Origin of the sequence: Yersinia sp. 1252 StPb PI, from assembly GCF_048593885.1 — a bacterium.
In the GTDB taxonomy this organism is placed as follows: Bacteria; Pseudomonadota; Gammaproteobacteria; order Enterobacterales; family Enterobacteriaceae; genus Yersinia; species Yersinia enterocolitica_E.
Genome location: NZ_JAZGQE010000017.1, coordinates 1 through 22,589 on the forward strand (window position 1 = coordinate 1; position 22,589 = coordinate 22,589).

The window sequence follows — 22,589 nt, forward strand, 5'->3', positions numbered from 1 at the left end:
TTGTTTTTTTATTTTAATTACAGGAAGGACAAACTAGAGGTTTGGGTTCGCGCGGGATTGCATAAGGGGCCACGCTTATGGCCCCTTTGCCGGTTGGTTCATTGGAGGTCAGGTGAGCTGTGAAGCCCTAACAGCCGAATATGATCACTAAACAGCTAACAACCAAATTGGTCACAAAATCAAAAGAATAATCTTAATTCCGCCGCTCAAACGCCAGTGCTCTGCGTTCCACCAATCTCATCAGCAACGTTAGCAAACCATTCACGCACAGATAGATAATCCCGGCGGCACCAAACACCATCACGTCATAGGTACGGCCATACATCAGTTGGCTATAGCCCATAACTTCCATCAATGTGATGGTATAAGCCAATGAGGTACTTTTGAATACCAGGACCACTTCATTGGAATAGGATGATAATGCGCGCTTAAAGGCAAATGGCAGTAGGATGCGTAACGACTGGGCTTTTGACATCCCCAATGCTTCGCAAGATTGCCATTGACCCGATGGAATTGCCCTAACTGCACCGTAGAACAGTTGCGTAGTATAGGCCGCACTGTTCAATGCCAACGCAATCATTGCGCACAACCAAGGTTGCGACAATAAGCTCCATAACCACGGATATTCACGGATAGCAGGGAATTGACCTGGACCGTAATAGATCAAAAAGATCTGCACCAGCAGCGGGGTGCCGGTGAACAGTGTGATATAAATTTTAACCAGTGGCGTGATAATCGGTGTTTTTAGCGTTAACACAATGGTAAACAGCAGCGACAACACCAGTGCCACCAACAGTGATGCAATCGTCAACGTCAGGCTGGTATGCAGCCCTTTAAGGATCTCGGGTAAATATTCCAGCATCAGGATGGGCTCCGTTCAAAACGAGTGGTACGGAGTTCAATCCATTTGAGCACATACTGGCTCAGCAGAGTCACCACCAAGTAGATTGCCGCTGCAATTACATACCAAGTGAAAGGTTCCTGGGTCCGGGTTGCAATACTTTTGGTTTGTAGCATCAGGTCATTGACGCTGATAAGCGACACTAACGCCGTATCTTTCAGCAACACTAACCACTGATTGCCCAAGCCTGGCAATGCATGACGCCACATCTGCGGCATGATTAAACGGAAGAAGATGGCCGCCTGACTCAAACCCAATGCCTGACCTGACTCCCACTGCCCGATAGGCACTGCTTTCAGTGCGCCGCGTAAGGTTTGCGAGGCGTAAGCAGAATAGAGCAGGGCGAGTGCGATAACACCACACAAGAACGGACTCACCTCAAAATTATCGATATTGAGCTTAATGGGTAGCTCAAACAGATAAAGATTTAGGGTAAAACCGTCCGACAGCATCATCAACAACTGGGAGGAGCCGAAATAGATAAACAGGACCACCAGAATCTCCGGTAGCCCACGCAAAATGGTGACCCAGCCGGTAGTCAGGTAGCTGACCACTTTCACCCGTGATGATTCACAGACGGCAAACAGCATCGCCAGAACCAGACCGAGGGCCAGTGCACAAACGGCAAGGCCGACGGTCATACCGGCGGCGCTTGCTAAAGGTTGAAATTCATTCATGGGTGCTTAGATTACTGCTGGAACCATTTTTTATAAATTGTCTGATAGGTGCCATCTGCTTTAACTTTCGCCAGTGCAGCATCTAACTTACCCTGTAACTCGGTGTTGTTCTGACGCACTGCGATACCTAAACCGGTACCGAAATAGTCAGCGTCAGTCACTTTGTCACCCACCGCAGCGAGTTGGTTATTCTGCTTCAACCACTCGTTGACGACCGCGGTGTCGCCAAATACTGCGTCCAGACGGCCATTTTTCAAATCAAGAATAGCATTCTGATAGCTGTCATAAGGTACGGCGGTAATTTCAGGGTGTTTTTCCATCAGGTATTTCTGATGGGTAGAACCATTTTGCATCCCGACGCGTTTGCCTTTCAGGGCCGCCAAATCAGCCACTTTACCTTTCTCAGCGATAAACAGTGCGGAGTTATCGTAATAAGGTTTAGTAAAGGCAACTTGTTTTTGGCGCTCAGGGGTAATGTCCATACCTGAAATCACCGCATCAAAACGTTTGAATTTCAGGCTTGGGATCAAGCTGTCAAAGGCTTGGTTGGTAAAGGTACATTCGGCTTGCATCTCTTTACACAGCGCATTAGCCAGATCGATATCGAAGCCCTGCATTTTATTATTGGCATCAATAAATTCGAATGGCGGATAAGTGGCTTCAGCCGCGAAACGGATAGTTTCCGCGGCAGAGGCGGACAGACTGATACTGGCAAGGATGGCCGCTATTATTAATTTTTTCATCGCAAATTCCCAAATAGATATCAATGTGACAGATAGCTGGCAAAAGCTTCGGTTGTTGGTTGTGTAAAGTGGCTGGCATCACCTTGTTCCACCACATGACCGTTTTCCATGTAAACCACACGGCTGGCCGTTTTACGGGCCACTTCAACCTCATGGGTAACAATCACCTGAGTGATGCCGGTGCCGGCCAATTCACGGATGATACTGACGATTTGTGCGGTAATCTCCGGGTCAAGTGCCGCTGTGGGTTCGTCAAACAGCAAAACTTGCGGCTCCATCATCAACGCGCGGGCAATCGCTACTCGCTGTTGTTGGCCACCAGAAAGGTGCAGGGGGAAGCGGTCAGCAAAATCAGTCAAACGCAACCGTGACAGCAGCTTCTGCGCACGTGCCATGGCTTCATCTTTTGATAGACCCAGCACACGGCAAGGGGCTTCAATCAGGTTTTGTACCACTGACAGATGTGGCCAAAGATTATATTGCTGAAAGACCATACCCACATTCTGGCGCAATTCGCGAATCGCTTTTGCACCGGGAGCCTGAGTAAAGTCGAAGTGATTACCGGCGATCTGCAAAGTCCCTGAACGGGGCATTTCCAACAGATTCAGTACGCGCAGTAATGAGCTTTTACCTGCACCGCTTGGCCCTAATAGCACTAAGGTCTCGCCAGCCGGGCAGTCTAATGTAATGTCGAACAGCGCCTGATGTACGCCGTAATAACAGTTAATTCCGTTAAGTTGAATACTCATGCGCCAAATCTGAATAGCCAATGATGCGGTGAATGGTAACTTCCGCGGCATACTTATGCAATCTTTGTGCGTTAAAATTTATTAATAACCAGAATAAACCCAGCAAAATAGCATAACATTTGGATTTGACTGATATCCGAGGGAATTTGTCACGCGATGCATAAATCTGACAGAGCTATCCCCGTCATCTTTCACATTGCAGGGGTGTTGGCTGCTCTCGCTAACCCGAATCACTTACCAGTGTAAGCTCATCGGGATGCACTCTTTTGCCGCCTACCTGCAATTCGAAATCTATAGGGGATACTCATTTTCTTTCAAATTACAGGGGGGTTGGCTGCTCTCGCTAACCCGAATCGCTTACCAGTGTAAGCTCATCGGGATGCACTCTTTTGCCGCCTACCTGCAATTCGAAATCTATAGGGGATACTCATTTTCTTTCAAATTACAGGGGGGTTGGCTGCTCTCGCTAACCCGAATCACTTGACTGTGTAAGCTCATCGGGATGCACTCTTTTGCCGCCTACCTGCAATTCGAAATCTATAGGGGATGCTCATTTTCTTTCAAATTACAGGGGTGTTGGCGGCATTTTGGGCTGGTTAGTGATCACCCAGTAGCTGCCGCAAGCTCCCTGCCGGTGCAGATACCCCCATAAAACGGATATCGTCGACAACCCAGCATGTCCCTTCACGTATCATCAGCACTTCGTCTTGCCACATCACCGATTGGCCACCCGCAGTTTGATGCGTCAAATTAACCCGCAGCGGAATATTTCTGGCATCGGTATTGGGAATGGTTGAGGCACTGGCAACGTCGGCACTGGTACTCCCTTCCCGCAGGCTGGTGAAAATATCGCCGTTTATGGTTTGAGTTTTATTCACCTGGGTCGTAGTGCGGTTGCCAATCTGTTTTCTGGCAATCTGAATTTGCTCGTACAACGCCTGACTCAAATAAGGGCGAAATTGGGCCGAGAGATTATCATCAGGTAAGCCACTTTGATGACCAATTTGTTGCACGCGGAGGTCATAGAATTTTTGCGCTACGGTATCCGGCCCACCTTCAACACAAGGTGTAGCACGGCTGCTGATATCCTTATAAGCGGGATCAACGGTGCTGGTACAGGCGCTAAGCAGAATGGCAAGAGGAAGAACAAGGGCAATATTTTTCTTTTTCATATGATGACCTTAGGTGAAAGAATCTGTTATGAAAGTTATTTCAGTATATACCCAAAGTCATCAGAGTTGCAGTTGGTCAGTAAATCAACCATTTCCACCAATTTTTACCTAGGGTGCTGTTTTACTTAGCGCATAACTTACCGTGCTCTTTCAGCCAGCGGGCGGTACGGATAATCCCTTCGTCCAGTGAGACAATGGGCCGATAGCCTAATTCTTCTTCAGCCCGGTGGGTATCCAACGTTAGATCAAAATTGAGCTTAGCGACGCCATAATGTGTCAGCACCGGCTCTTTTTCTGCTTTATTTCCCAGTTTCTCCATGGCTCTGGCCATGATATCCATCATCGGGTAGGGCACGGAGCGGATACGGCATGTCATATCCAACTCTTCCAGTAAATGTTGCACGATGGTGCGCAATGGGCGGGGCTGCTGATTGGTAATATTATAAGCGCGACCGGACAGCGTGTTCTCACGTTGAGTCGCCAGCCACATCGCATGCACCGCATTTTCCAGGTAAGTCATATCCACCAACGCATCACCGCCACGGGGTAACAGCAAAGTGCCATAATACTTAATCATCTGTAACAGGCGCGGCAGCATCACGGTGTCGTGAGGGCCAAATAACCCCTGCGGGCGTAAAATAGTGAAATGTGTTTGTGGATTGGAAAGTGCTAATTGTTTGATAACCTCTTCACCGGCAGCTTTACTGCGGGCGAACTCGTTAGCAAAACGTGCCGGGCGGAAGTCCTCCTGAATATTTCGATGGTGGTGATAATCGAAATAAATAGCCGGTGAGGAGATATGAATAAAATTCTCCACACCATAGGCTGCGGCCCATTCCCCCAAACGGCGTGTGGCGCGCACATTAGCCAGTTCGAACGCCTGTTCGGTGCCCCAAGGAGAGGTAAAACTAGAGCAATGCCATAGGGTATCGACGTCTGCCAGCATGGCTTTCGCCTGCGAGGAGACCAGGTTTGTCAAATCTGCATGAATAAATTCAGCACCTATTTTTGTCAACAATGCGCCCATCGCCGGATTGTTGCCGGTGGCGATGACTTTAATACCCTGACGACGGAGATATTCAACGGCATTTCGGCCTAACCCACAGGTTGCACCGGTGACCAATACCTTCATAGCGAATTCGGTTCCCACCAAAAATCAGAATGCTAGCGTTTGGAATCATTCGCCCAGCAAATAAGATGCCATTCTTTCGTGAAATGCGGTGCTATGCAATCAGAATCCCCTGCTTACTTGAATTTGCAGCGTTATTAGCTGCAACGCCCATTAAATAGGGGATGCATCACGCCGTTTGATTTAAGGCTCTGATTCGTTGTGCGCGGGTGCGGTAGGTTCACGATCATATTGCTCGGCCAGCGCCGCGATGCGTTTTGCCATTCCACGGAAAATAAACAGGTGTGCTGGCATCATGACAAACCAGTACAGTAAACCGCTAAAACCGGCCGGATGCCACCACGCCCGCACATCAATGCTTCGGCAGCCACCTAAATCCTTGATAGTAAAAGTGAGACGGCCCAGACCCGGCGCTTTCATGCCGAACATCATGGCTAACTGGCGTAATGGTTTGATCGTAATGACTTTCCAACCATCAATCAGGTCACCTAATGCCAGTGTTTCCCGCTCTGGGCGGCCATATACCACGCCACCACCGGCGATGTCATCCATCCAGGCGCGGATTTTCCATAACGGATTACCATAAAAATAACCTTCTTTACCGCCGATTTGTTGCACCGCGTGCCACAGCGCCTCGCTGGAGGCGGTGGTCGATAGCTGGCAACCGGCCTGTTTAGGGTAAAATCCGTAGCCGGGCCGCCAGCGGGCGCGGGCCTCGGGGTCGTAGCCCCAATCGGCGGAGTCGACCACTTCATCTTCACGGCGCAGTGTCTCTTTGACCGCGTCGTCAAAACTTATCAGCTGTTGTGGGATAAGCGCCTGCAAAGCTTCACCATTGGCTGGTAAATCATGGTTCAATCCGGCAATCAATGCACTGGCAATCGGCGTGGGTACCGAGGTGACCAGATTGATGAAATAAACCGAAATAAACCGGGTAGGGAGTGGGATCGGAATCAGCCAACGCCGTTTACCACTGATCGCAATAAAGCGCTCAAACAGAGTCTGATAACTGATGTATTCCGGCCCGGCAACCTCGAAAATTCGGTCATCTTGTGCCGGATGGTTGAGTAATTCAGTCAAATACACCAGCAGGTTATCCAGTGCAACGGGCGAAGATTTAGAACGAACCCAGCGTGGCGGGGTGAGGATGGGCAGGTTATAAACCATATCGCGCATCACTTCAAACGCGGCCGAACCGGGGCCGACGATAATACTGGCCCGTAGTTCGGTGACCGGAATGCCGCTTTGGCCCAGCAGCTCACCGGTTAACTTGCGCGCAATCAGATGAGGCGAGCTGTTATCCTCGGGTTGTAAGGCACCTAAATAAATAATCTGTTTCACCGTGGACGATGAGGTTGCGGCGCTGTGTTGTAGCGCCGTTTTCAGATTATTAGCAGCAATACGTTCCTGTTCAATCAAGTCCTGCCCGTCGCCCATACCATGAACCAGATAATAAACAACATCAATATCTTGCAACGCAGCACTGAGGGTGGCTGGCTGATAAAGATCAACAAAGTGACAATCGACTCCCGGCCACTGTTGCTCTTTTAACCACTCAATGCGGCGGGCGGCGGCAATGACATGGTGTCCTTGTTGGCTAAGCTTTGGAACCAGGTGCTGGCCGATATAGCCACTGGCACCTAATACCAATATCCGTTGCGGTGTCATGAGCGCTGCTCGGTCAAAAATTCACGCCACAGTGCAACCACTTTCTCCAGATCATGGCGGCTGATATTAAGGTGAGTAATCATTCGAGTTACCGGGCCTGCACTGATCAATACACCGCGTTCACGCATCCAAGGGCCAAGCTTGGCGGCAGCCTCGGCGGATTGCTTAATATACAGTACGTTGGTCTGTGCTCCGGGTGCTGCAATTTCGATATCCAATGCGCGCAGTTGCTGCTCTAGCCATATTGCATTGTCATGGTCATCTTTTAACCGGCTGACATTGTGCTCTAAGGCATACAAGCCTGCCGCGGCCAGAATACCCGCTTGACGCATACCGCCACCGGTCATTTTACGCCAGCGGCGGGCGCGTTGAATATACTCAGCACTGCCGCACAACAGGGAACCCACTGGTGTGCCCAACCCTTTTGAGAGGCAAATCGTCAGGGTATCGCAATACTGGCTGATCTCGCTTAGTGGCACATTTAAGGCGACGGCAGCATTAAAAATACGTGCGCCATCGATATGCAGTGCCAGCTTCTTCTCTCGAGTCAGCGCCCAGGCTTGCTGTAAATAACGAAGAGGCAACACTTTGCCGCTATGGGTATTTTCCAAACTCAACAGCCGGGTCTGAGCAAAATGAATATCATCGGGTTTGATGGCTGCCAACACTTTATCCAGTGGCAGGGTACCGTCATCATTGGCTTCAATAGGTTGTGGCTGAATGCTACCAAGCACCGCCGCGCCACCGGCTTCATACAGATAGTTATGGGCTTTCTGACCGACAATATACTCTTCACCCCGCTGGCAGTGGGTTAATAGTGCCACCAAATTGGCCTGGGTGCCGCTTGGCAGGAACAGTGCCGCCTCCTTACCTGACAGGCTGGCGGCTTTAGCTTCCAAGGCATTAACCGTTGGGTCATCGCCATAGACATCATCACCCACTTCAGCGTTAGCCATCGCATTGCGCATTGCGGTGTCAGGTTGAGTTACTGTGTCACTACGTAAATCGATCAGCATAATTTTCTCGCGGTCAGAATAAGAAGATATTCTTCATCATAGCCAGATTGATAAAACAAGAAAGGAGTGAAAGGTATTATTTAGCTATTTGGTGAGTAATATTTATCGTGATAACTGATAATTAATTCGAATCGGCATTATTGGCTGATTTATTAGGATTTTTCTCGCTGAGCATAGACCAAACACGAAGATGTATTAATTTCCTCCAGGCATTTGCCTTGTTTATCGGTAAAAAAACGCGTTTCCAGTTCGTGGGCATCAGCCTTATCCAATAATATGAAACCGTATTGCTCCAGCAAGGTATCTATGCCGCGGGTAGTGATACCAAACGTCCACTCTTCGCCAATACTGCGCACACGTTCAACACTCTCTTTTGCGCCATATTCCGGGTTGTGCTGGGGTAAGCCTTCTTCGTCGGTTAATACCGAGAGTTCCGTCAACAGATGAGCATAAACAAAGTCGCAGATAATTTGGCTACCTTCATTGCAGTAGTCACTTATGGCACTAAACAGTGTTTTTACCTGTTCTGGCTCGAGATACATCAATAACCCCTCCAGCAGAAACAGGCATTTTTCACCCGCTTGTAACGGGATATCCGCCAGCATGTCCGCCAGACTTTGCAGATTAAAATCAAGGGGTAAAAAAGTTAGATTGGTAGGTGGGGTGATATCACACTCACGGAGTTTCTCTATTTTAGATTGTTGCATGGCTGGATGATCTATCTCATAAACCCGGCTATGTTGCAGTGCGTGATAGAAACGAATCGCTCTTGAATCAAAGCCCGCACCCAGAATAAATATTTTACTAAATCGACCCGCGGTTTTCTTAAATAGATCATCGATATACAAGGTTCTGGCGACAATATAAGGGTAAATTCCTGCCGGGGTAGCGATATGTAAACTATCATCGCCCAATAGAAAGGTTTTCTGCATCATAGAAAAGAATGAATGGAAAGTCTGGCTTAGAATAACCGCCACGTAATCATCACTTTTAAAATAAGGCCGTTTATCACCGTATGACTTTGCCCGCAGTAAACAGGTTAATTCAGCCGTAGCCGAAGTCCCTGATTTGGTTCTCTTTGACATAATGACACCACCATAAATAAAGTTAGCGTGCTGCTTATATAGCTACTAACAATTATCCTGATAAATAATGGCAACCACTGATTAAAAGACAGTACGCCTCTATTTGCTATTTTGCTGGGTGGCGAGTAAAAAATGTCGTTTATGACACATAAAATATAAGGATAATTTCTGTCTCAATCAGGAACTGAAGGGGGGAACAATGAAAGTGATTAAATAACCACTTTCATTGCTAATTATTCTGTTACCAGATGGCTTTGAGAATCAGCGGAGCCAGTTGGTTTTTGCCAGCTCGACCACCTCATCGCCACGGCCATTAATGATAGCCCTTAGCATGTAAAGGCTGAATCCTTTGGCTTGCTCAAATTTGATTTGTGGTGGCATCGCTAGCTCTTGCTTGGCGGTGACCACATCGAGCAAAACCGGCCCCGGATGAGCGAAAGCACTCTCCAGTGCGGCATCTAATTCGCAGGCTTTCTCGACCCGAATCCCTTTGATACCGGCGGCATTGGCAATGGCGGCAAAGTCTGGATTATGCAAGTCAGTGCCATCGGTCAGATAGCCACCGGCTTTCATCTCCATGGCGACAAACCCCAGAACACTGTTGTTAAACACCACAATTTTCACCGGCAGTTTTAATTGTGCCAGCGTGAGAAAATCCCCCATCAGCATGGTGAAACCACCGTCACCGCATAAGGCAACCACTTGTCTGTCAGGGGCCGTTGCTTGCGCGCCAATGGCTTGCGGCATGGCATTGGCCATCGATCCATGGTTAAACGATCCCAGTAAACGCCGCTTACCGTTCATTTCCAGATAGCGGGCCGCCCATACCGTCGGTGTGCCGACATCACAGGTGAATATTGCGTCATCAGTGGCATGGCGGCTAATCTGTTGTGCCAGATATTGCGGGTGGATGGGTTGATTATCATTGGCGGTTGCCAAACCATCCAGATCTTTACGGGTGGTACGGTAGTGCTCTAACGCTTTTTGCAAAAATGTGCTGTCACTTTTGACTTCTAGTTGTGGCAACAGCGCGCTAAGCGTGGTTTTGATATCGCCGACCAACGCCATATTGACCGGGCAATGTGCACCAATACTGCCGGGGTTGATATCAATTTGGATGATATTGGCGTTGGTTGGATAGAATGCACGGTAGGGGAATTGTGTTCCCAGCAGAATCAGGGTATCGGCATTGAGCATGGCATGATAGCCGGAGGCAAAACCAATCAGCCCTGTCATGCCAACGCTGTAAGGGTTATCCCACTCAATATGTTCTTTCCCGCGCAGGGCATGTACTACCGGGGCTTGCAGCATTTCAGCTAACTTCACCACTTCATCGTGGGCGTCAGCACAGCCGCTACCACACATTAGCGTGATATTTTTCGCCTGATTAAGCGTTTGCGCCAAAATGTTCAACTCACTCATCAGCGGCTGAACTAGCGGTAATTTGGGGGTTTGCCACACGATGGCGGCATCTTCTGGTGCAGGTTGTAACGCCACGTCACCTGGCAATACGATCACTGAAACGCCGCGATTGAGGATGGCTTGACGCATGGCGATTTCCAGCACCCGTGGCAGCTGTTCCGGGTTAGAAACCAGCTCACAATAGTGGCTGCATTCGCGAAACAGTTCTTGCGGATGGGTTTCCTGGAAATAACCACTGCCAATCTCACTGGAGGGAATATGTGCGGCAATAGCCAATACGGGGACATGATTACGATGACAGTCAAACAGGCCATTAATCAAATGCAAATTACCCGGGCCACAGGAGCCGGCACAGACTGCTAACTGCCCGGTGAGTTGTGCCTCAGCCCCGGCGGCAAAGGCGGCCACCTCTTCATGGCGAGTACCCAGCCATTCGATAGTGCCCATCCGATGCAGACTATCACTCAGGCCATTGAGCGAGTCGCCGGTTACACCCCATATTCGCTTAACACCTGCTTGTTCCAACGTTTTTGCGACCAGTGTTGCCACAGTTTGCTTCATAGTTGTGTTCCCTCAAGGATTAATGGCGAGTCATTATTCTATGAGGTCAAAGTATGGCGCGTTTGGCAATAATTGCGCCATTAATGGGGGCTAATCGGCATTCAGGCCAGTTGGACATCACCTTGTAACTGGCAGCTACAAGCTAACACATAACCTTGAGCAATCTCTTCTGCTGTCAGCGTCATGGTGCTGCTGGTGGTATATTTGCCATGCAGAATACGGGTTTTACAAGAACCACAAACACCCGCGCGGCAGGCGGCCATCACTGGTACTTTGTGTTGTTCCAAGGCGAATAGCAGGGACGTACCCACCGGGACTTTAACACTGCGCAAAGGATGGCTGATGGTCATCGTCAATTCATTACCGCTATCGACAGCGTCATCACGGGTGCGGAACTGCTCTTTCTGGAAATGATCTGCTGGAACTGATTGTTCGCGGCAATACTGCTCAACCCAATCCATATAGGGCGCGGGTCCACAAGTCATCACCCGGCGGTGGGCAATGTCAGGTGCTACCTGTTGCATTATTTGTGCATTGATTCTGCCTGCAACGAACCCATCGCTGGCCTCTGATTCAGCCATCAATGTGAGCTGTAATTGTTGTGGATAGCGCTGTAACAAGGCTTGCCAGCTAGCGGCAAAAATGACATCTGCTGGTGAGCGCACATTAAATATCACCCGGATATCTGCTTGTGCACGCCATGCCAGTAAGTCACGACACATCGACATCACGGGAGTGACACCACAGCCAGCAGCTAGCATCAGGTAGTGGTCATCATCAGCGTGAGCACAAGTAAAATCGCCCTGAGCATCGGAAAGCCACAGGTAATCCCCCACCTTGACTTGCTGGGTCAACCAGCGTGATCCTTCCCCATCCGCTAAACAGCGCACGGTGAGCTGGATAAACGGACTTAAACCGGGTGTCGAGGAAAGCGTATATGCCCGCAGAGTTTCATCACTATTGCGAATGCTTACCAAGGCATATTGGCCCGGTAAATAAGGATAAAAATCGTGATTAATTAACCGCAGGCTCCAGACATCGGGTGTTTCTTGCCAGATGGAATGAACTTGCATGCGGTTAGGGCACAGGGCGGTAGGACAGTCTGTTGGGATAAAATCAGCGGTTGGGATAAAATCAGTCATCAAAACCTCACAACGAATCAGGTCATTTTCGGGCAAAAAAGCCATTAATAGTGCCCGACCAGTGGCAATAAACCACTCTGGCCGGGCAACGTGCCATTACTTAATGAGCCAAAATATCGACTTAATTCCCCAAAATCGCACTCATATCTTGCTCTACGGTGGTAATAGGACGCATACCAAATTTCTCGTAGAGGATGGCCATCAGGTTGTCAGTCAGGAAACCTGGCGCGGTCGGGCCGGTATAAATATTTTTGACACCCAATGACAACAGGGTCAGGAGAATGACAATAGCTTTCTGTTCAAACCATGACAGTACCAGACTGAGTGGCAGGTCATTGACGGTACAACCCAGTTTTTCTGATAATTTAACCGCCAGCATGATGGCGGAGTAAGCATCATTACACTGGCCGACATCCAGCAGGCGTGGCAAGCCTTCCAAGGTACCAAAATCCAGTTTGTTGAAGCGATATTTGCCGCAAGCCAGTGTCATGATGATGCAATCTTGTGGCACACTGCGGGCAAAATCAGTGAAATAGCTACGTTCTGTACGGCTACCGTCACATCCCCCGACCAGGAATACATGACGCAGCTTTTTAGTGGCGACCAAATCAATAACGGTATCTGCCGCATTCAGCAAGGTCTGGCGGCCAAAACCGACAGTAATCAGGTGTTCCAGCTCATTATACGGGAAGCCAGCCATCCCCAATGCCTGTTCAATGACGCGGGTGAAATCCTCCCCATCCAGGTGATTAACACCCGGCCAGCCAACAATACTGCGAGTCCAAATACGATCACCGTAATTGCCGACGTTCGGGTCAATGATACAGTTAGATGTCATTAGGATCGGACCGGGGAATTTGGCGAATTCGGTCTGCTGATTCTGCCAGCCACTGCCGTAGTTACCCACCAGATGTGGATAGCGTTTTAACTCAGGGTAGCCGTGAGCAGGCAGCATTTCACCGTGGGTATAAATATTAACGCCGGTTCCCTGAGTTTGCTCCAACAGCATTTGTAAGTCTTTGAGATCATGACCGGAGATCAAGATAGCCTTACCGGCAACCGGGCGCACATTCACCGATGTTGGCTGCGGATCGCCATAGGCTTGGGTTTCGCCGTGGTCCAAAATGGCCATCACATTGAAGTTCATTTTGCCAATACCCATTGCATTATTCAGTAGCGTGTCGACATCACGCGGTTGGGTACCCAACCAGGCCATATAAGCATGATAATCAGCATAAATCTGCTCATCGAACTGCCCCAGGACATGGGCATGTTCCATATAGGCCGCCGCCCCCTTCAGTCCATACAAACACAGCATGCGCAAGCCGTGGATATCGTCACCAACGTCAGCTTTATCGTTGTTCAGCGCAAATTGCAGCGATTGTTGTTGCAGGGTAGGGATATCGTCGGACAGTAGTTGTAGCTCAGCCAGTGGGTGATCAACCGTGATAGTACTATCAAGCAAGCGGCAACGAATGGCCAATGATTGGCGCAATAAGATGGCTTCTTTCGCGTAACCGACGATTCTGTCTGAGTCGAAATTCACATTGGTCAGGGTCGAGAAAAAAGCTCTGGGTGCAAAGCTATCAATCTGATGATCGATAATACCAAGTTCGCGGGCGGTCAATGCCCATGCGGAAAGCCCTTGCAGTACAGCAACTAATAGGTCTTGTAAATCAGAGGTTTCGGCGGTTTTCCCGCACATCCCCTGCGCGTAAGAGCAGCCGTTACCCGCAGGTGTTCGGATAGTTTGTTCACATTGCACACAGAACATAATTATTTTTCCTTTTAAAGTTGCATTTGTAATGCGTGTTTAAAAGCATAGAGGTGCATCCGAGGTTTAAAAAGGCTTTTTTAATGCAACTTTCACTTGTTTTGATTTGGCGCAACTTTTGCTGCGAATGAGAATTTATTCACTATTAGGCAGGAAGAGCGCGCAGTGAATCGGCTGATCCACTGCGCTGGGTAATAAAGTGATTAAGAAAAGAAAGCGATCAATACCGGGGCCAGTAAGCTTAGCAAGAAACCGTGGACGATAGCGGCAGGGACCATCTCCAGCCCACCACTGCGCTGCAATACCGGCAAGGTGAAGTCCATAGAAGTGGCGCCACATAAGCCAAGCGCCGTGGAGCGGCTACTGCGGACTAAGGTTGGAATCAGCATGATGGCCACTAATTCACGCGCCAAATCGTTAAAGAATGCGGCACTACCAATTACTGGGCCGAACGCATCAGTCAGCAAAATACCAGACAGTGAATACCAACCAAAGCCAGAGGCCATCGCCAGCCCGGTTTTAACCGGCAAACCGATCAGTAGTGCAGCAAGCATACCACCGAGTAAGGCACTGATTGCTACCACCAATGCCACCATGGTGCCACGGCGGTTCAACACTATCTGGCGCAGTGTCATACCACTGTTACGCAATTGAATCCCCACTAAGAACAGCAGGAAAATCAGTGCCAACTCGCTGCCTTTGGCGGCAAACTGCAACCACTCCCATTGGCTTAGACCCAACAGGAAGCCAACAATGACCACGCCGCACAGTTTTAATGACTCTAGTGCCATATGCAGCCGTGAGGGTAATGCTTCCTGCCGATGAGTATTCTTCCACGGTATTTTGCGTTCGAGCAAAAACAGTGCGAGCAAATTGGCACAAAAAATACACAGAAAAAAGATGCCGGTGTACTGGAAAATGAGCAGCAGGTTAGCGCTGAGGTTTTCCAAAAAGGCCAGGCTGATCCCCATAAAAAATAAAATAACGTAAACCATCCAGCTTAATAGACGGTTGATTAATTGAATTAATGGTTTGCGACTAAGTGGGATCAGATAACCAATAATTAACGGCAAAAGTATGATCAACAATCCTGAATACACGAGTTATACCGTCCTATACCCTTCTTCATTGACGTTACTGTGGTGTTAGCTGCACTTGCCCACCCGAATCACTTATCGATGTAAGCTCATCGGAATGAATGAACCTCCTTGAGACTCACCCTGTGAACGAGCATGAATGTTGTGCAAATCGGTTCGAGACCGATTAATCATTCGTTTGTGGACTTGTTGTAACGCCAATGACTTTGGTTATCATGAGCAGATGAATAATGAGCTGTGGCGCAATAAGCTATCTAAAATCAGAGACAGAGTAAAGCAGTACGCACGGGCCGCGGCACTTGACCCGTAAGGTTTTTTTGCGTCTGGCGTCAAGACAATCGACTATGATTGCTGAGTTAACAGTGTTATCTGTAGTATCAGTATGAATAAATTCGCACCGGAGGCGTAGCATGTATCTTGAACGTGTTGATATTGTCGGTTTTCGCGGTATTAATCGTATTTCATTGAGCCTTGACGATAATACTGTGCTGATCGGTGAGAACGCCTGGGGTAAATCCAGCTTATTAGATGCGCTCACGCTGCTGTTGTCTCCCGAACCTCAACTCTATCATTTTACCGTGCAGGATTTTTATTATCCGGCAGGGGACGAGACGGCTAAAGAGCGCCATTTACAGGTTATTTTTACCTTTTGTGAGAAAGACATTGGTCATTGGCACTCCCCACGTTACCGCCATTTAGCCCCATTATGGATAAAAAATGATGATGGTCTGCATCGTATTTATTATCGGGTCGAGGGGGAACTGGCTGATGATGGCACGGTGTGTACCTGGCGTACGTTCCTTGATTTAGAAGGCCAGCCACTGTCTTTGCACGATATTGAGAAGTTGGCACGTGGCGTTATTCGTATCCACCCGGTATTGCGATTGCGTGATGCGCGCTTTATGCGCCGGCTCCGTAGCAGCACTGAAAACAGCCATGCACCTGATAAAGTGGCGTTGAACCAGCAATTGGATCAATTAAGCCGTGAGTTGGTCCGTAACCCACAGAAACTGACTAATTCAGAATTACGCCAGGGCTTGGAGGCGATGCGCCAACTGCTGGAACACTACTTTGCCGAGTCTGGATCGCAGTCCGCCGGTTTGCGTAATCACCGTTATCGGCCACAACCGGAACGTGAAGCCTGGCTGGCCCTCGACAATATAAACCGGATGGTGGCTGAGCCGAACAGCCGCAGTATGCGGTTGATACTTTTAGGGATGTTTTCAACGTTATTACAGGCTAAAGGGCCATTGAGTCTCGATCCCCATTCTCGGCCATTGCTACTGGTAGAAGACCCTGAAACCCGCTTGCATCCGATAATGCTGTCCGTCGCCTGGGGGTTGCTCAGCCAGCTCCCTCTGCAACGGATTACCACGACAAATTCCGGTGAGTTAGTGTCATTAGTGCCGATAGAGAGCATTTGCCGATTGGTGCGCGAATCGGCAAAAGTCGCGACTTATCGTATTGGCTCTCGTGGCATGAGCCCTGAAGATAGCCGCCGTATCGCTTTCCATATTCGTTTCAATCGGCCCTCAGCCCTGTTTGCCCGTTGCTGGCTGCTGGTGGAAGGTGAAACAGAGATCTGGTTACTCAATGAGTTTGCTCGCCAGTGTGGTTACCACTTTGAAGCTGAAGGGGTAAAAGTGATTGAGTTCGCTCAGAGTGGTTTGCGCCCGCTGCTTAAGTTTGCCAACCGGATGGGCATTCAATGGCATGTTCTGACTGATGGCGATGATGCCGGTAAAAAGTATGCCGCCACGGTGCGTAATATGGCGGACAACGGGCGCGATCATGAACGGGATCGTCTGACTATATTGCCAGCACCAGATATGGAACACTTTTTATATCGCGCTGGTTTTGATGATGTCTATCATCGGATCTCAGCAATTCCTGCCAATGCCAAAATGCAGCCGCGTAGGGTGATTGAAAAGGCGATTCACCGTACCTCCAAGCCGGATCTGGCTATTGAGGTTGCCAGTCAGGCCAAAGAGAGGGGGGTAGAATCTGTCCCCCTATTACTGAAAAAAATGTTCTCTCGCGTAGTTTGGCTGGCGCGTGGTCGAGCCGATTAGCACCAGATCACTTCAACACGGATCACGCCACGTCGTGAGTAAAATGCGCGGCTAACGCACCCTCCAGTTGTGCAAGTAACTCATAGCGGCGGCGATATTCTGCCCGTTTTTTGCTAGCAATATCTTCAATCGGTTTACGCGCGATTTTGGTTGGTAAATTGAAATGGCCTTCTGTGCACGCTTCTCCGCCAACAGACAACCAAAAACTGTCATAGTCAGCATGCAATTTCTCTTTTTTCTTGGCCCGATAGCGCCAGTTTTGATAAATGTGCGTTTCATTCCCCACGGCTTTAATTTGTGTTATTCCCATTAACTCTGCCAGACAGCATGCGGCTTCCAATACCAAACGTTTAGGGAATAAACCATGACAAGCTTTAGTGCTGGTGTGAATTGCGCTGTGTGGTGTTCCATTATCGGCACCTTGTAACCCACCAATAAACAATGTTTTTTGCTGTTGATAGTAAAACAGGCTGAAAGTCAGCACCGCCAGCGTTTGCTGTTGCTCATTTGCCAGCATCAGCGTAATTTCTCCCTCCTTATTGAGTTTTGGAATAACACCCAAATAAAGAGAATACTTTTCCTCATTCTTGCCAATTAATTCAGCCAGTTTATAGGGCGAAGTATGCAAGTAGTTGCGACGTAATGCCGCAGGCATACATTGGTTTACCAAGAGGAAATGATCCTGTAGCACCCCCAGTTTTTGACGATTATTGAGCGTGTTAGTCAGATAAGGACGATGCAACTTACAAGGCAAATCGGGTTGTGCGCGCAGTATACTGTTTAGTAACGGTTGTTTTACCAGTACACCCAATAAACGAAAGGTCAGTTTTGGGCTGATAAGGGTCCGGGCGATAAATTTAAGCCGAAACTGCAACTTTTGCCATGAGCCGCCCAGAGCCTGACTACCTTTGAATAGCAATGTAATTAACCCCCAACGGTTAATATTGTTGGGGATTGATGCTGTGTTATTGATGTTATGCATGATTAAATCCGTAATATCGCTGTGTTTCTGGCGCTATTCAAACAAACGGGAACTAAACAGAGGCTCAATGCATCTTAGATTTCGCCTATAGCACGGTTGTATTGATATTTGGTTTAGTTAAATGAGAATTTCTGATGCTATTTTCAGCAGATTGAAAAATTGACGAATAAGGAAGGTAATTGATTTGATGCAGTTCAGTCGCAGTCAGCGCCGATGGCTTACCATAATTGCCGTGTTAATTATCGGGGGTTTTTTCCTCATCAGACATCTGACGGCCCCAGCCCCGGTGCAATACCAAACAGTAAAAGTTGCCAATCGTGACTTGCAACAGAATGTTCTGGCAACCGGCAAACTCGATGCGGTGCGTAAAGTTGATGTGGGTGCACAGGTCAGTGGCCAGTTGGAAAAACTGTATGTGGAGATTGGCGATCAAGTTAAGCAAGGGCAATTGCTGGCGATGATCGACCCGCAACAGGCACAGAACCAAATTAAAGAAGTAGAGGCGACATTACAGGATTTGAATGCTCAGTTGGCACAGGCGAAGGCTGAAATGCAACTGGCCGCGGTCACCCTGCGCCGTCAACAGGATCTGGCAAAATTACAGGTGGTATCACGCCAAGACTTGGATCAGGCCAGTACCACGCTGGCAGTGAAAAAAGCGCAGGTAGAGACGATTAATGCGCAAATTAATAAGACTAAAGCCAGTTTGGATACAGCCAATATTAATCTCGATTACACCAAAATTTCTGCGCCAATGGATGGCGATGTGGTGCAAATCACCACCTTGCAGGGGCAAACAGTGATCGCCGCGCAACAAGCGCCTAATATTCTGACGTTGGCGGATATGAGCACTATGTTGGTGAATGCGCAGGTATCCGAAGCGGATGTCATTCATCTTAAACCGGGGATGAAAGCCTCATTTACCGTGCTGGGTGATCCTGGGAAACACTTTGATGGGGTGTTAAAAGACATTCAACCAACACCAGAAAAAGTAAATGATGCCATTTTCTACTCGGCACGTTTTGAGGTGCCGAATCCAGATCGCTTATTGCGCCTGCAAATGACTGCGCAGGTTTCAATTCAACTTGCCAACGTAAAACAGGCAATGGTTATTCCGTTATCGGCCTTGGGTGATGAGTTAGGGACTAACCGTTATCAGGTCGCGGTGCTGAAAGACGGTAAAGAAGAGAAACGTGAAGTGACGATTGGTATCCGTAATAACGTTGATGCCCAGGTGATTTCTGGTTTGAATATCGGTGATGAGGTCATCGTTAGCCGCGGTGGCACGGAGGAGACGTAATGACGGCATTGCTTGAGTTAAAAGGCATCCGTCGTAGCTATCAGTCCGGTGAAGAGACCGTGGATGTATTGCAGGATGTCTCACTGACAATTAATGCCGGTGAGTTAGTGGCAATTATCGGCGCCTCCGGTTCGGGTAAATCGACGCTGATGAACATTCTGGGCTGTCTGGATAAGCCTAGTGCTGGTGTTTACCGCGTCGCAGGGCAGGATGTGGCGGTATTGGATAATGATGCACTCGCGGCTCTGCGCCGTGAGCACTTTGGCTTTATTTTCCAGCGTTATCATTTGCTGCCGCATCTCAGTGCTGCCCACAATGTGGAAGTCCCGGCGGTCTATGCCGGTTTGGGTAAAAATGAACGCCGCGAGCGGGCCAATATGTTACTCACCCGCCTGGGGCTGGGCGACCGTGTCGGGTACCAACCCAACCAGCTATCTGGTGGGCAGCAGCAGCGTGTCAGTATCGCCCGCGCCCTGATGAATGGTGGGCAGGTGATTTTGGCTGATGAGCCAACCGGTGCACTGGATAGTCATTCCAGCGTTGAAGTTATGGCTATTCTGAAACAGCTACAGCAGCAGGGGCACACGGTTATTATTGTGACTCATGACCCTACTGTTGCGGCTCAAGCTGAGCGGGTTATCGAAATAAAAGATGGCCGCATTATGGCGGATTCAGGCTCGAAAACGGTGCAAGCAGTGGCCGCTTCTGAGGCAATTAGTCTGACGCCACCCGCTCCATCATGGCAGCAACTGGCGGGTCGTTTCCGCGAGGCTTTATTAATGGCCTGGCGTGCGATGTCGGCCAATAAAATGCGCACGGCCTTGACCATGCTGGGCATCATTATCGGTATTGCCTCTGTTGTCTCTATCTTGGTAGTTGGGGATGCGGCCAAACAACTCGTTCTTGCTGATATCCGGGCTATTGGCACTAATACTATTGATGTTTATCCCGGCAAAGATTTCGGCGATGACGACCCCAGTACCCGGCAGGCATTGGTTTATGACGACATGGCAGCACTGAAAGCACAGTCCTACGTCAGTGCTGTATCCCCGACCATCGCAGGCAGTATGCGGCTCCGCTATGGCAATATTGATGTTGCCGCCAGCGTATCGGGGGTCAGTGAACAGTATTTCCGTGTATATGGTATGAAACTCGAACAGGGAACGGCCATTACCCGTGAGCAGGTTGAACGCCAGTCGCAAGTTGCTGTTATTGACCGTAATACCCAGCGCCGCTTGTTCCCGCATATGAAAGACGTCGTAGGGCAGGTCATCTTGGTGGGGAATATGCCTGCCACCGTGGTTGGGGTGGTAGAAGAAAAGCAATCTATGTTTGGTAGCAGTAAAGCGCTGCGAATATGGGTACCTTACAGCACCATGGCGAGCCGTCTGATGGGGCGTGCCTACTTTGATTCGATAACTATCCGCATTAAAGAGGGGTATAGCAGCAAAGAAGCTGAGCAGCAGCTAGTGCGGTTGTTGACGATGCGCCACGGCAAGAAAGACATATTCACCTATAACATGGATAGTTTGTTGCAAACGGCGGAAAAAACTACCCGTACCATGCAATTGTTCCTGACACTGGTGGCAGTAATTTCATTAGTGGTAGGGGGAATTGGGGTGATGAATATTATGCTGGTTTCGGTGACAGAACGCACTCGAGAGATCGGTATTCGCATGGCTGTAGGGGCGAGATCCAGTGATGTTATGCAGCAATTCCTAATTGAAGCGATTCTGGTTTGCCTGGTCGGTGGAGCTCTGGGTATCACACTATCCTTTGCCATCGGTCTGGTTGTAGAGATGTTTCTGCCTAACTGGCAGATAGCTTTCCCGCCGGTTGCATTGTTCAGCGCATTTTTGTGCTCTACAGTGATAGGTGTGGTGTTTGGTTATCTACCGGCCCGCAGTGCTGCTCGACTAAATCCGATTGATGCATTAGCTCGAGAATAAATTAGCTGGTGAATAGATCAGTCAAAGGATTGAACTTGGTTCATATGGCCGCATATTAGAAGTATGAGAAATAAAAATGCCAGTCATCGTTGGCTGGCATTTTGAAACGTAATCGATGTTAGTAGCAACACGCCGCCCGGGAAATACCGTTGGCACCAGACTGTTTCGCTGATGGGCAGGTGCAGGCGAGTGAATGCGTGGTGTCAGGCCATTGCAGCGAGCTCCTGCGGTATGGCTTCTTGCAATAGGACATCTAACCCGAGTGGAACTATTAGGCTGGCATGGTTTCCTTTTGGTCCCTGATGGACATCAAAGTTAACCATCTGACCGGCTTTTAATGTGCGGTAGCCATCCATCTGAATAGTTGAATAGTGAGCGAAGATATCTTCGCCGCCGCCCTCAGGGCAAATAAAGCCAAAACCTTTGGCATTGTTGAACCATTTAACAGTACCCGTCTCCATACTTCTACGTTCCTCGCAAGGCTATTCTAGTTTGAGATGAGGTAATAACTGGTTAAAGTGAGCGCGAATTGGTTAAAACTCCAACAGCTCACGAAAATACACTCTAGTGGAAATGGCCTTAACGTCAAGGGGAGGGCTTTTGTCTGACCAAGGCAGTTATTCAAAGTTTGATGTAGCTAACGCTATTGTGTTTATCTGGTTACAATTTAATCACTTTTAACGCAAAAAAACCGACTTCTTTCTCTGGCGGCGTTATGGCATAAGTGATGTTAAAATAATAATAGATATCTGCATGAAATGGTCTTATAACCGGAGTGAGGTATTGCTCCTGTATGGTTCTGTGAAACGATGGGCAGGCAATGGGTAACAACAACGATTGGCTGAATTTTGAACATTTAGTCAAAGATAAACAGAAAGAGGCGCTCAAACCGCCGTCTATGTATAAAGTTATACTTAACAACGACGATTACACACCGATGGAATTTGTGATTGACGTTCTGCAAAAGTTCTTTTCTTATGATATTGAACGTGCAACACAACTGATGCTCAATGTGCATTATCAAGGAAAGGCGATTTGCGGTGTTTTTACTGCTGAAGTTGCAGAGACGAAAGTCGCACATGTAAATCAATACGCCAGGGAGAACGAGCATCCATTGCTTTGTACGCTGGAAAAAGCCTGATTAAGGCAA

At 48.7% G+C, this 22,589-nt stretch carries 19 protein-coding genes; 4 read left to right on the plus strand and 15 right to left on the minus strand.

Going from position 1 to position 22,589, the window contains the following annotated elements:
• Positions 1-193: 193 nt before the first annotated feature.
• The 13 genes from artM to V2A85_RS04630 all read right to left on the minus strand — a co-directional run bounded on the left by artM (position 194) and on the right by V2A85_RS04630 (position 15,139).
• Positions 194-862, minus strand: a complete 669-nt coding sequence (gene artM, locus V2A85_RS04570; protein ID WP_420070952.1) for an arginine ABC transporter permease ArtM — start codon at positions 860-862, stop codon at positions 194-196.
• A complete protein-coding gene (gene artQ / locus V2A85_RS04575) occupies positions 862-1,578 on the minus strand; it encodes an arginine ABC transporter permease ArtQ (protein ID WP_005184781.1) in 717 nt (238 codons plus the stop codon). The genes artM and artQ overlap by 1 nt, the downstream gene beginning before the upstream one ends.
• A gap of 11 nt (positions 1,579-1,589) precedes the next feature.
• A complete protein-coding gene (gene artJ / locus V2A85_RS04580; protein WP_420070953.1) occupies positions 1,590-2,321 on the minus strand; it encodes an arginine ABC transporter substrate-binding protein in 732 nt (243 codons plus the stop codon).
• Positions 2,322-2,341: 20 nt separating this feature from the next.
• Positions 2,342-3,070 (minus strand): arginine ABC transporter ATP-binding protein ArtP, encoded by a 729-nt coding sequence (gene artP / locus V2A85_RS04585; RefSeq protein WP_050074082.1) that lies wholly within the window; start codon positions 3,068-3,070, stop codon positions 2,342-2,344.
• Positions 3,071-3,666: 596 nt separating this feature from the next.
• Positions 3,667-4,242 (minus strand): lipoprotein, encoded by a 576-nt coding sequence (locus V2A85_RS04590; RefSeq protein WP_372559357.1) that lies wholly within the window; start codon positions 4,240-4,242, stop codon positions 3,667-3,669.
• A gap of 121 nt (positions 4,243-4,363) precedes the next feature.
• Positions 4,364-5,374 carry an NAD-dependent epimerase/dehydratase family protein gene (locus V2A85_RS04595; RefSeq protein ID WP_372559356.1) on the minus strand — a complete coding sequence of 337 codons (1,011 nt, stop codon included), beginning with the start codon at positions 5,372-5,374 and terminating at the stop codon, positions 4,364-4,366.
• A gap of 180 nt (positions 5,375-5,554) precedes the next feature.
• Positions 5,555-7,039 carry a DUF2867 domain-containing protein gene (locus tag V2A85_RS04600; protein ID WP_420070954.1) on the minus strand — a complete coding sequence of 495 codons (1,485 nt, stop codon included), beginning with the start codon at positions 7,037-7,039 and terminating at the stop codon, positions 5,555-5,557.
• A complete protein-coding gene (gene ltaE / locus V2A85_RS04605; RefSeq protein ID WP_420070955.1) occupies positions 7,036-8,055 on the minus strand; it encodes a low-specificity L-threonine aldolase in 1,020 nt (339 codons plus the stop codon). Before ltaE ends, V2A85_RS04600 begins: the two co-directional genes overlap by 4 nt.
• A gap of 152 nt (positions 8,056-8,207) precedes the next feature.
• Positions 8,208-9,140 (minus strand): class I SAM-dependent methyltransferase, encoded by a 933-nt coding sequence (locus V2A85_RS04610; protein ID WP_420070956.1) that lies wholly within the window; start codon positions 9,138-9,140, stop codon positions 8,208-8,210.
• 261 nt (positions 9,141-9,401) lie between these two features.
• Complete coding sequence (gene poxB / locus V2A85_RS04615) at positions 9,402-11,123, minus strand: ubiquinone-dependent pyruvate dehydrogenase (RefSeq protein WP_420070957.1); 1,722 nt, start codon at positions 11,121-11,123, stop codon at positions 9,402-9,404.
• Positions 11,124-11,224: 101 nt separating this feature from the next.
• Complete coding sequence (gene hcr, locus V2A85_RS04620) at positions 11,225-12,196, minus strand: NADH oxidoreductase (RefSeq protein WP_420070960.1); 972 nt, start codon at positions 12,194-12,196, stop codon at positions 11,225-11,227.
• Positions 12,197-12,386: 190 nt separating this feature from the next.
• The gene (gene hcp, locus V2A85_RS04625) at positions 12,387-14,039 is read right to left on the minus strand and encodes a hydroxylamine reductase (protein ID WP_372559351.1); all 1,653 of its coding nucleotides are present in this window, start codon (positions 14,037-14,039) and stop codon (positions 12,387-12,389) included.
• A 203-nt stretch (positions 14,040-14,242) separates the two neighbouring features.
• A complete protein-coding gene (locus tag V2A85_RS04630; RefSeq protein WP_372559350.1) occupies positions 14,243-15,139 on the minus strand; it encodes a lysine exporter LysO family protein in 897 nt (298 codons plus the stop codon).
• Positions 15,140-15,546: 407 nt separating this feature from the next.
• Between V2A85_RS04630 and V2A85_RS04635 the strand changes: the two genes are divergently transcribed.
• A complete protein-coding gene (locus V2A85_RS04635) occupies positions 15,547-17,208 on the plus strand; it encodes an ATP-dependent endonuclease (RefSeq protein ID WP_372559349.1) in 1,662 nt (553 codons plus the stop codon).
• 22 nt (positions 17,209-17,230) lie between these two features.
• Here the strand turns inward: V2A85_RS04635 and V2A85_RS04640 are convergent, their stop codons facing one another.
• A complete protein-coding gene (locus tag V2A85_RS04640; protein ID WP_372559348.1) occupies positions 17,231-18,190 on the minus strand; it encodes a VirK/YbjX family protein in 960 nt (319 codons plus the stop codon).
• Between the two features lie 187 nt (positions 18,191-18,377).
• Here V2A85_RS04640 and macA point away from each other — a divergent pair, with 187 nt between their 5' ends.
• Both macA and macB read left to right on the plus strand, forming a co-directional pair.
• Positions 18,378-19,490, plus strand: coding sequence for a macrolide transporter subunit MacA (gene macA, locus V2A85_RS04645; RefSeq protein WP_193784808.1), 1,113 nt, complete (start codon positions 18,378-18,380; stop codon positions 19,488-19,490).
• Positions 19,490-21,439, plus strand: coding sequence for a macrolide ABC transporter ATP-binding protein/permease MacB (gene macB / locus V2A85_RS04650; RefSeq protein ID WP_083158422.1), 1,950 nt, complete (start codon positions 19,490-19,492; stop codon positions 21,437-21,439). The genes macA and macB overlap by 1 nt, the downstream gene beginning before the upstream one ends.
• Positions 21,440-21,642: 203 nt before the next feature.
• Here the strand turns inward: macB and cspD are convergent, their stop codons facing one another.
• Positions 21,643-21,900 (minus strand): cold shock-like protein CspD, encoded by a 258-nt coding sequence (gene cspD / locus V2A85_RS04655; protein ID WP_372559347.1) that lies wholly within the window; start codon positions 21,898-21,900, stop codon positions 21,643-21,645.
• A gap of 359 nt (positions 21,901-22,259) precedes the next feature.
• Here cspD and clpS point away from each other — a divergent pair, with 359 nt between their 5' ends.
• On the plus strand, positions 22,260-22,580 hold the full coding sequence (clpS, locus tag V2A85_RS04660; protein ID WP_005184739.1) for an ATP-dependent Clp protease adapter ClpS: 321 nt from the start codon (positions 22,260-22,262) through the stop codon (positions 22,578-22,580).
• The last annotated feature ends 9 nt before the right edge of the window (positions 22,581-22,589 follow it).

What these genes read in the sequence shown, in the direction of transcription:
- macB (WP_083158422.1), top strand. Translation starts at nt 19,490, where the DNA reads ATGACGGCATTGCTTGAGTTAAAAGGCATCCGTCGTAGCTATCAGTCC.
- hcp (WP_372559351.1), bottom strand. Translation starts at nt 14,039, where the DNA reads ATGTTCTGTGTGCAATGTGAACAAACTATCCGAACACCTGCGGGTAAC.
- cspD (WP_372559347.1), bottom strand. Translation starts at nt 21,900, where the DNA reads ATGGAGACGGGTACTGTTAAATGGTTCAACAATGCCAAAGGTTTTGGC.
- poxB (WP_420070957.1), bottom strand. Translation starts at nt 11,123, where the DNA reads ATGAAGCAAACTGTGGCAACACTGGTCGCAAAAACGTTGGAACAAGCA.
- artP (WP_050074082.1), bottom strand. Translation starts at nt 3,070, where the DNA reads ATGAGTATTCAACTTAACGGAATTAACTGTTATTACGGCGTACATCAG.
- artM (WP_420070952.1), bottom strand. Translation starts at nt 862, where the DNA reads ATGCTGGAATATTTACCCGAGATCCTTAAAGGGCTGCATACCAGCCTG.
- V2A85_RS04595 (WP_372559356.1), bottom strand. Translation starts at nt 5,374, where the DNA reads ATGAAGGTATTGGTCACCGGTGCAACCTGTGGGTTAGGCCGAAATGCC.
- artQ (WP_005184781.1), bottom strand. Translation starts at nt 1,578, where the DNA reads ATGAATGAATTTCAACCTTTAGCAAGCGCCGCCGGTATGACCGTCGGC.
- V2A85_RS04610 (WP_420070956.1), bottom strand. Translation starts at nt 9,140, where the DNA reads ATGTCAAAGAGAACCAAATCAGGGACTTCGGCTACGGCTGAATTAACC.
- hcr (WP_420070960.1), bottom strand. Translation starts at nt 12,196, where the DNA reads ATGCAAGTTCATTCCATCTGGCAAGAAACACCCGATGTCTGGAGCCTG.
- artJ (WP_420070953.1), bottom strand. Translation starts at nt 2,321, where the DNA reads ATGAAAAAATTAATAATAGCGGCCATCCTTGCCAGTATCAGTCTGTCC.
- clpS (WP_005184739.1), top strand. Translation starts at nt 22,260, where the DNA reads ATGGGTAACAACAACGATTGGCTGAATTTTGAACATTTAGTCAAAGAT.
- V2A85_RS04640 (WP_372559348.1), bottom strand. Translation starts at nt 18,190, where the DNA reads ATGCATAACATCAATAACACAGCATCAATCCCCAACAATATTAACCGT.
- V2A85_RS04635 (WP_372559349.1), top strand. Translation starts at nt 15,547, where the DNA reads ATGTATCTTGAACGTGTTGATATTGTCGGTTTTCGCGGTATTAATCGT.
- ltaE (WP_420070955.1), bottom strand. Translation starts at nt 8,055, where the DNA reads ATGCTGATCGATTTACGTAGTGACACAGTAACTCAACCTGACACCGCA.
- macA (WP_193784808.1), top strand. Translation starts at nt 18,378, where the DNA reads ATGCAGTTCAGTCGCAGTCAGCGCCGATGGCTTACCATAATTGCCGTG.
- V2A85_RS04590 (WP_372559357.1), bottom strand. Translation starts at nt 4,242, where the DNA reads ATGAAAAAGAAAAATATTGCCCTTGTTCTTCCTCTTGCCATTCTGCTT.
- V2A85_RS04600 (WP_420070954.1), bottom strand. Translation starts at nt 7,039, where the DNA reads ATGACACCGCAACGGATATTGGTATTAGGTGCCAGTGGCTATATCGGC.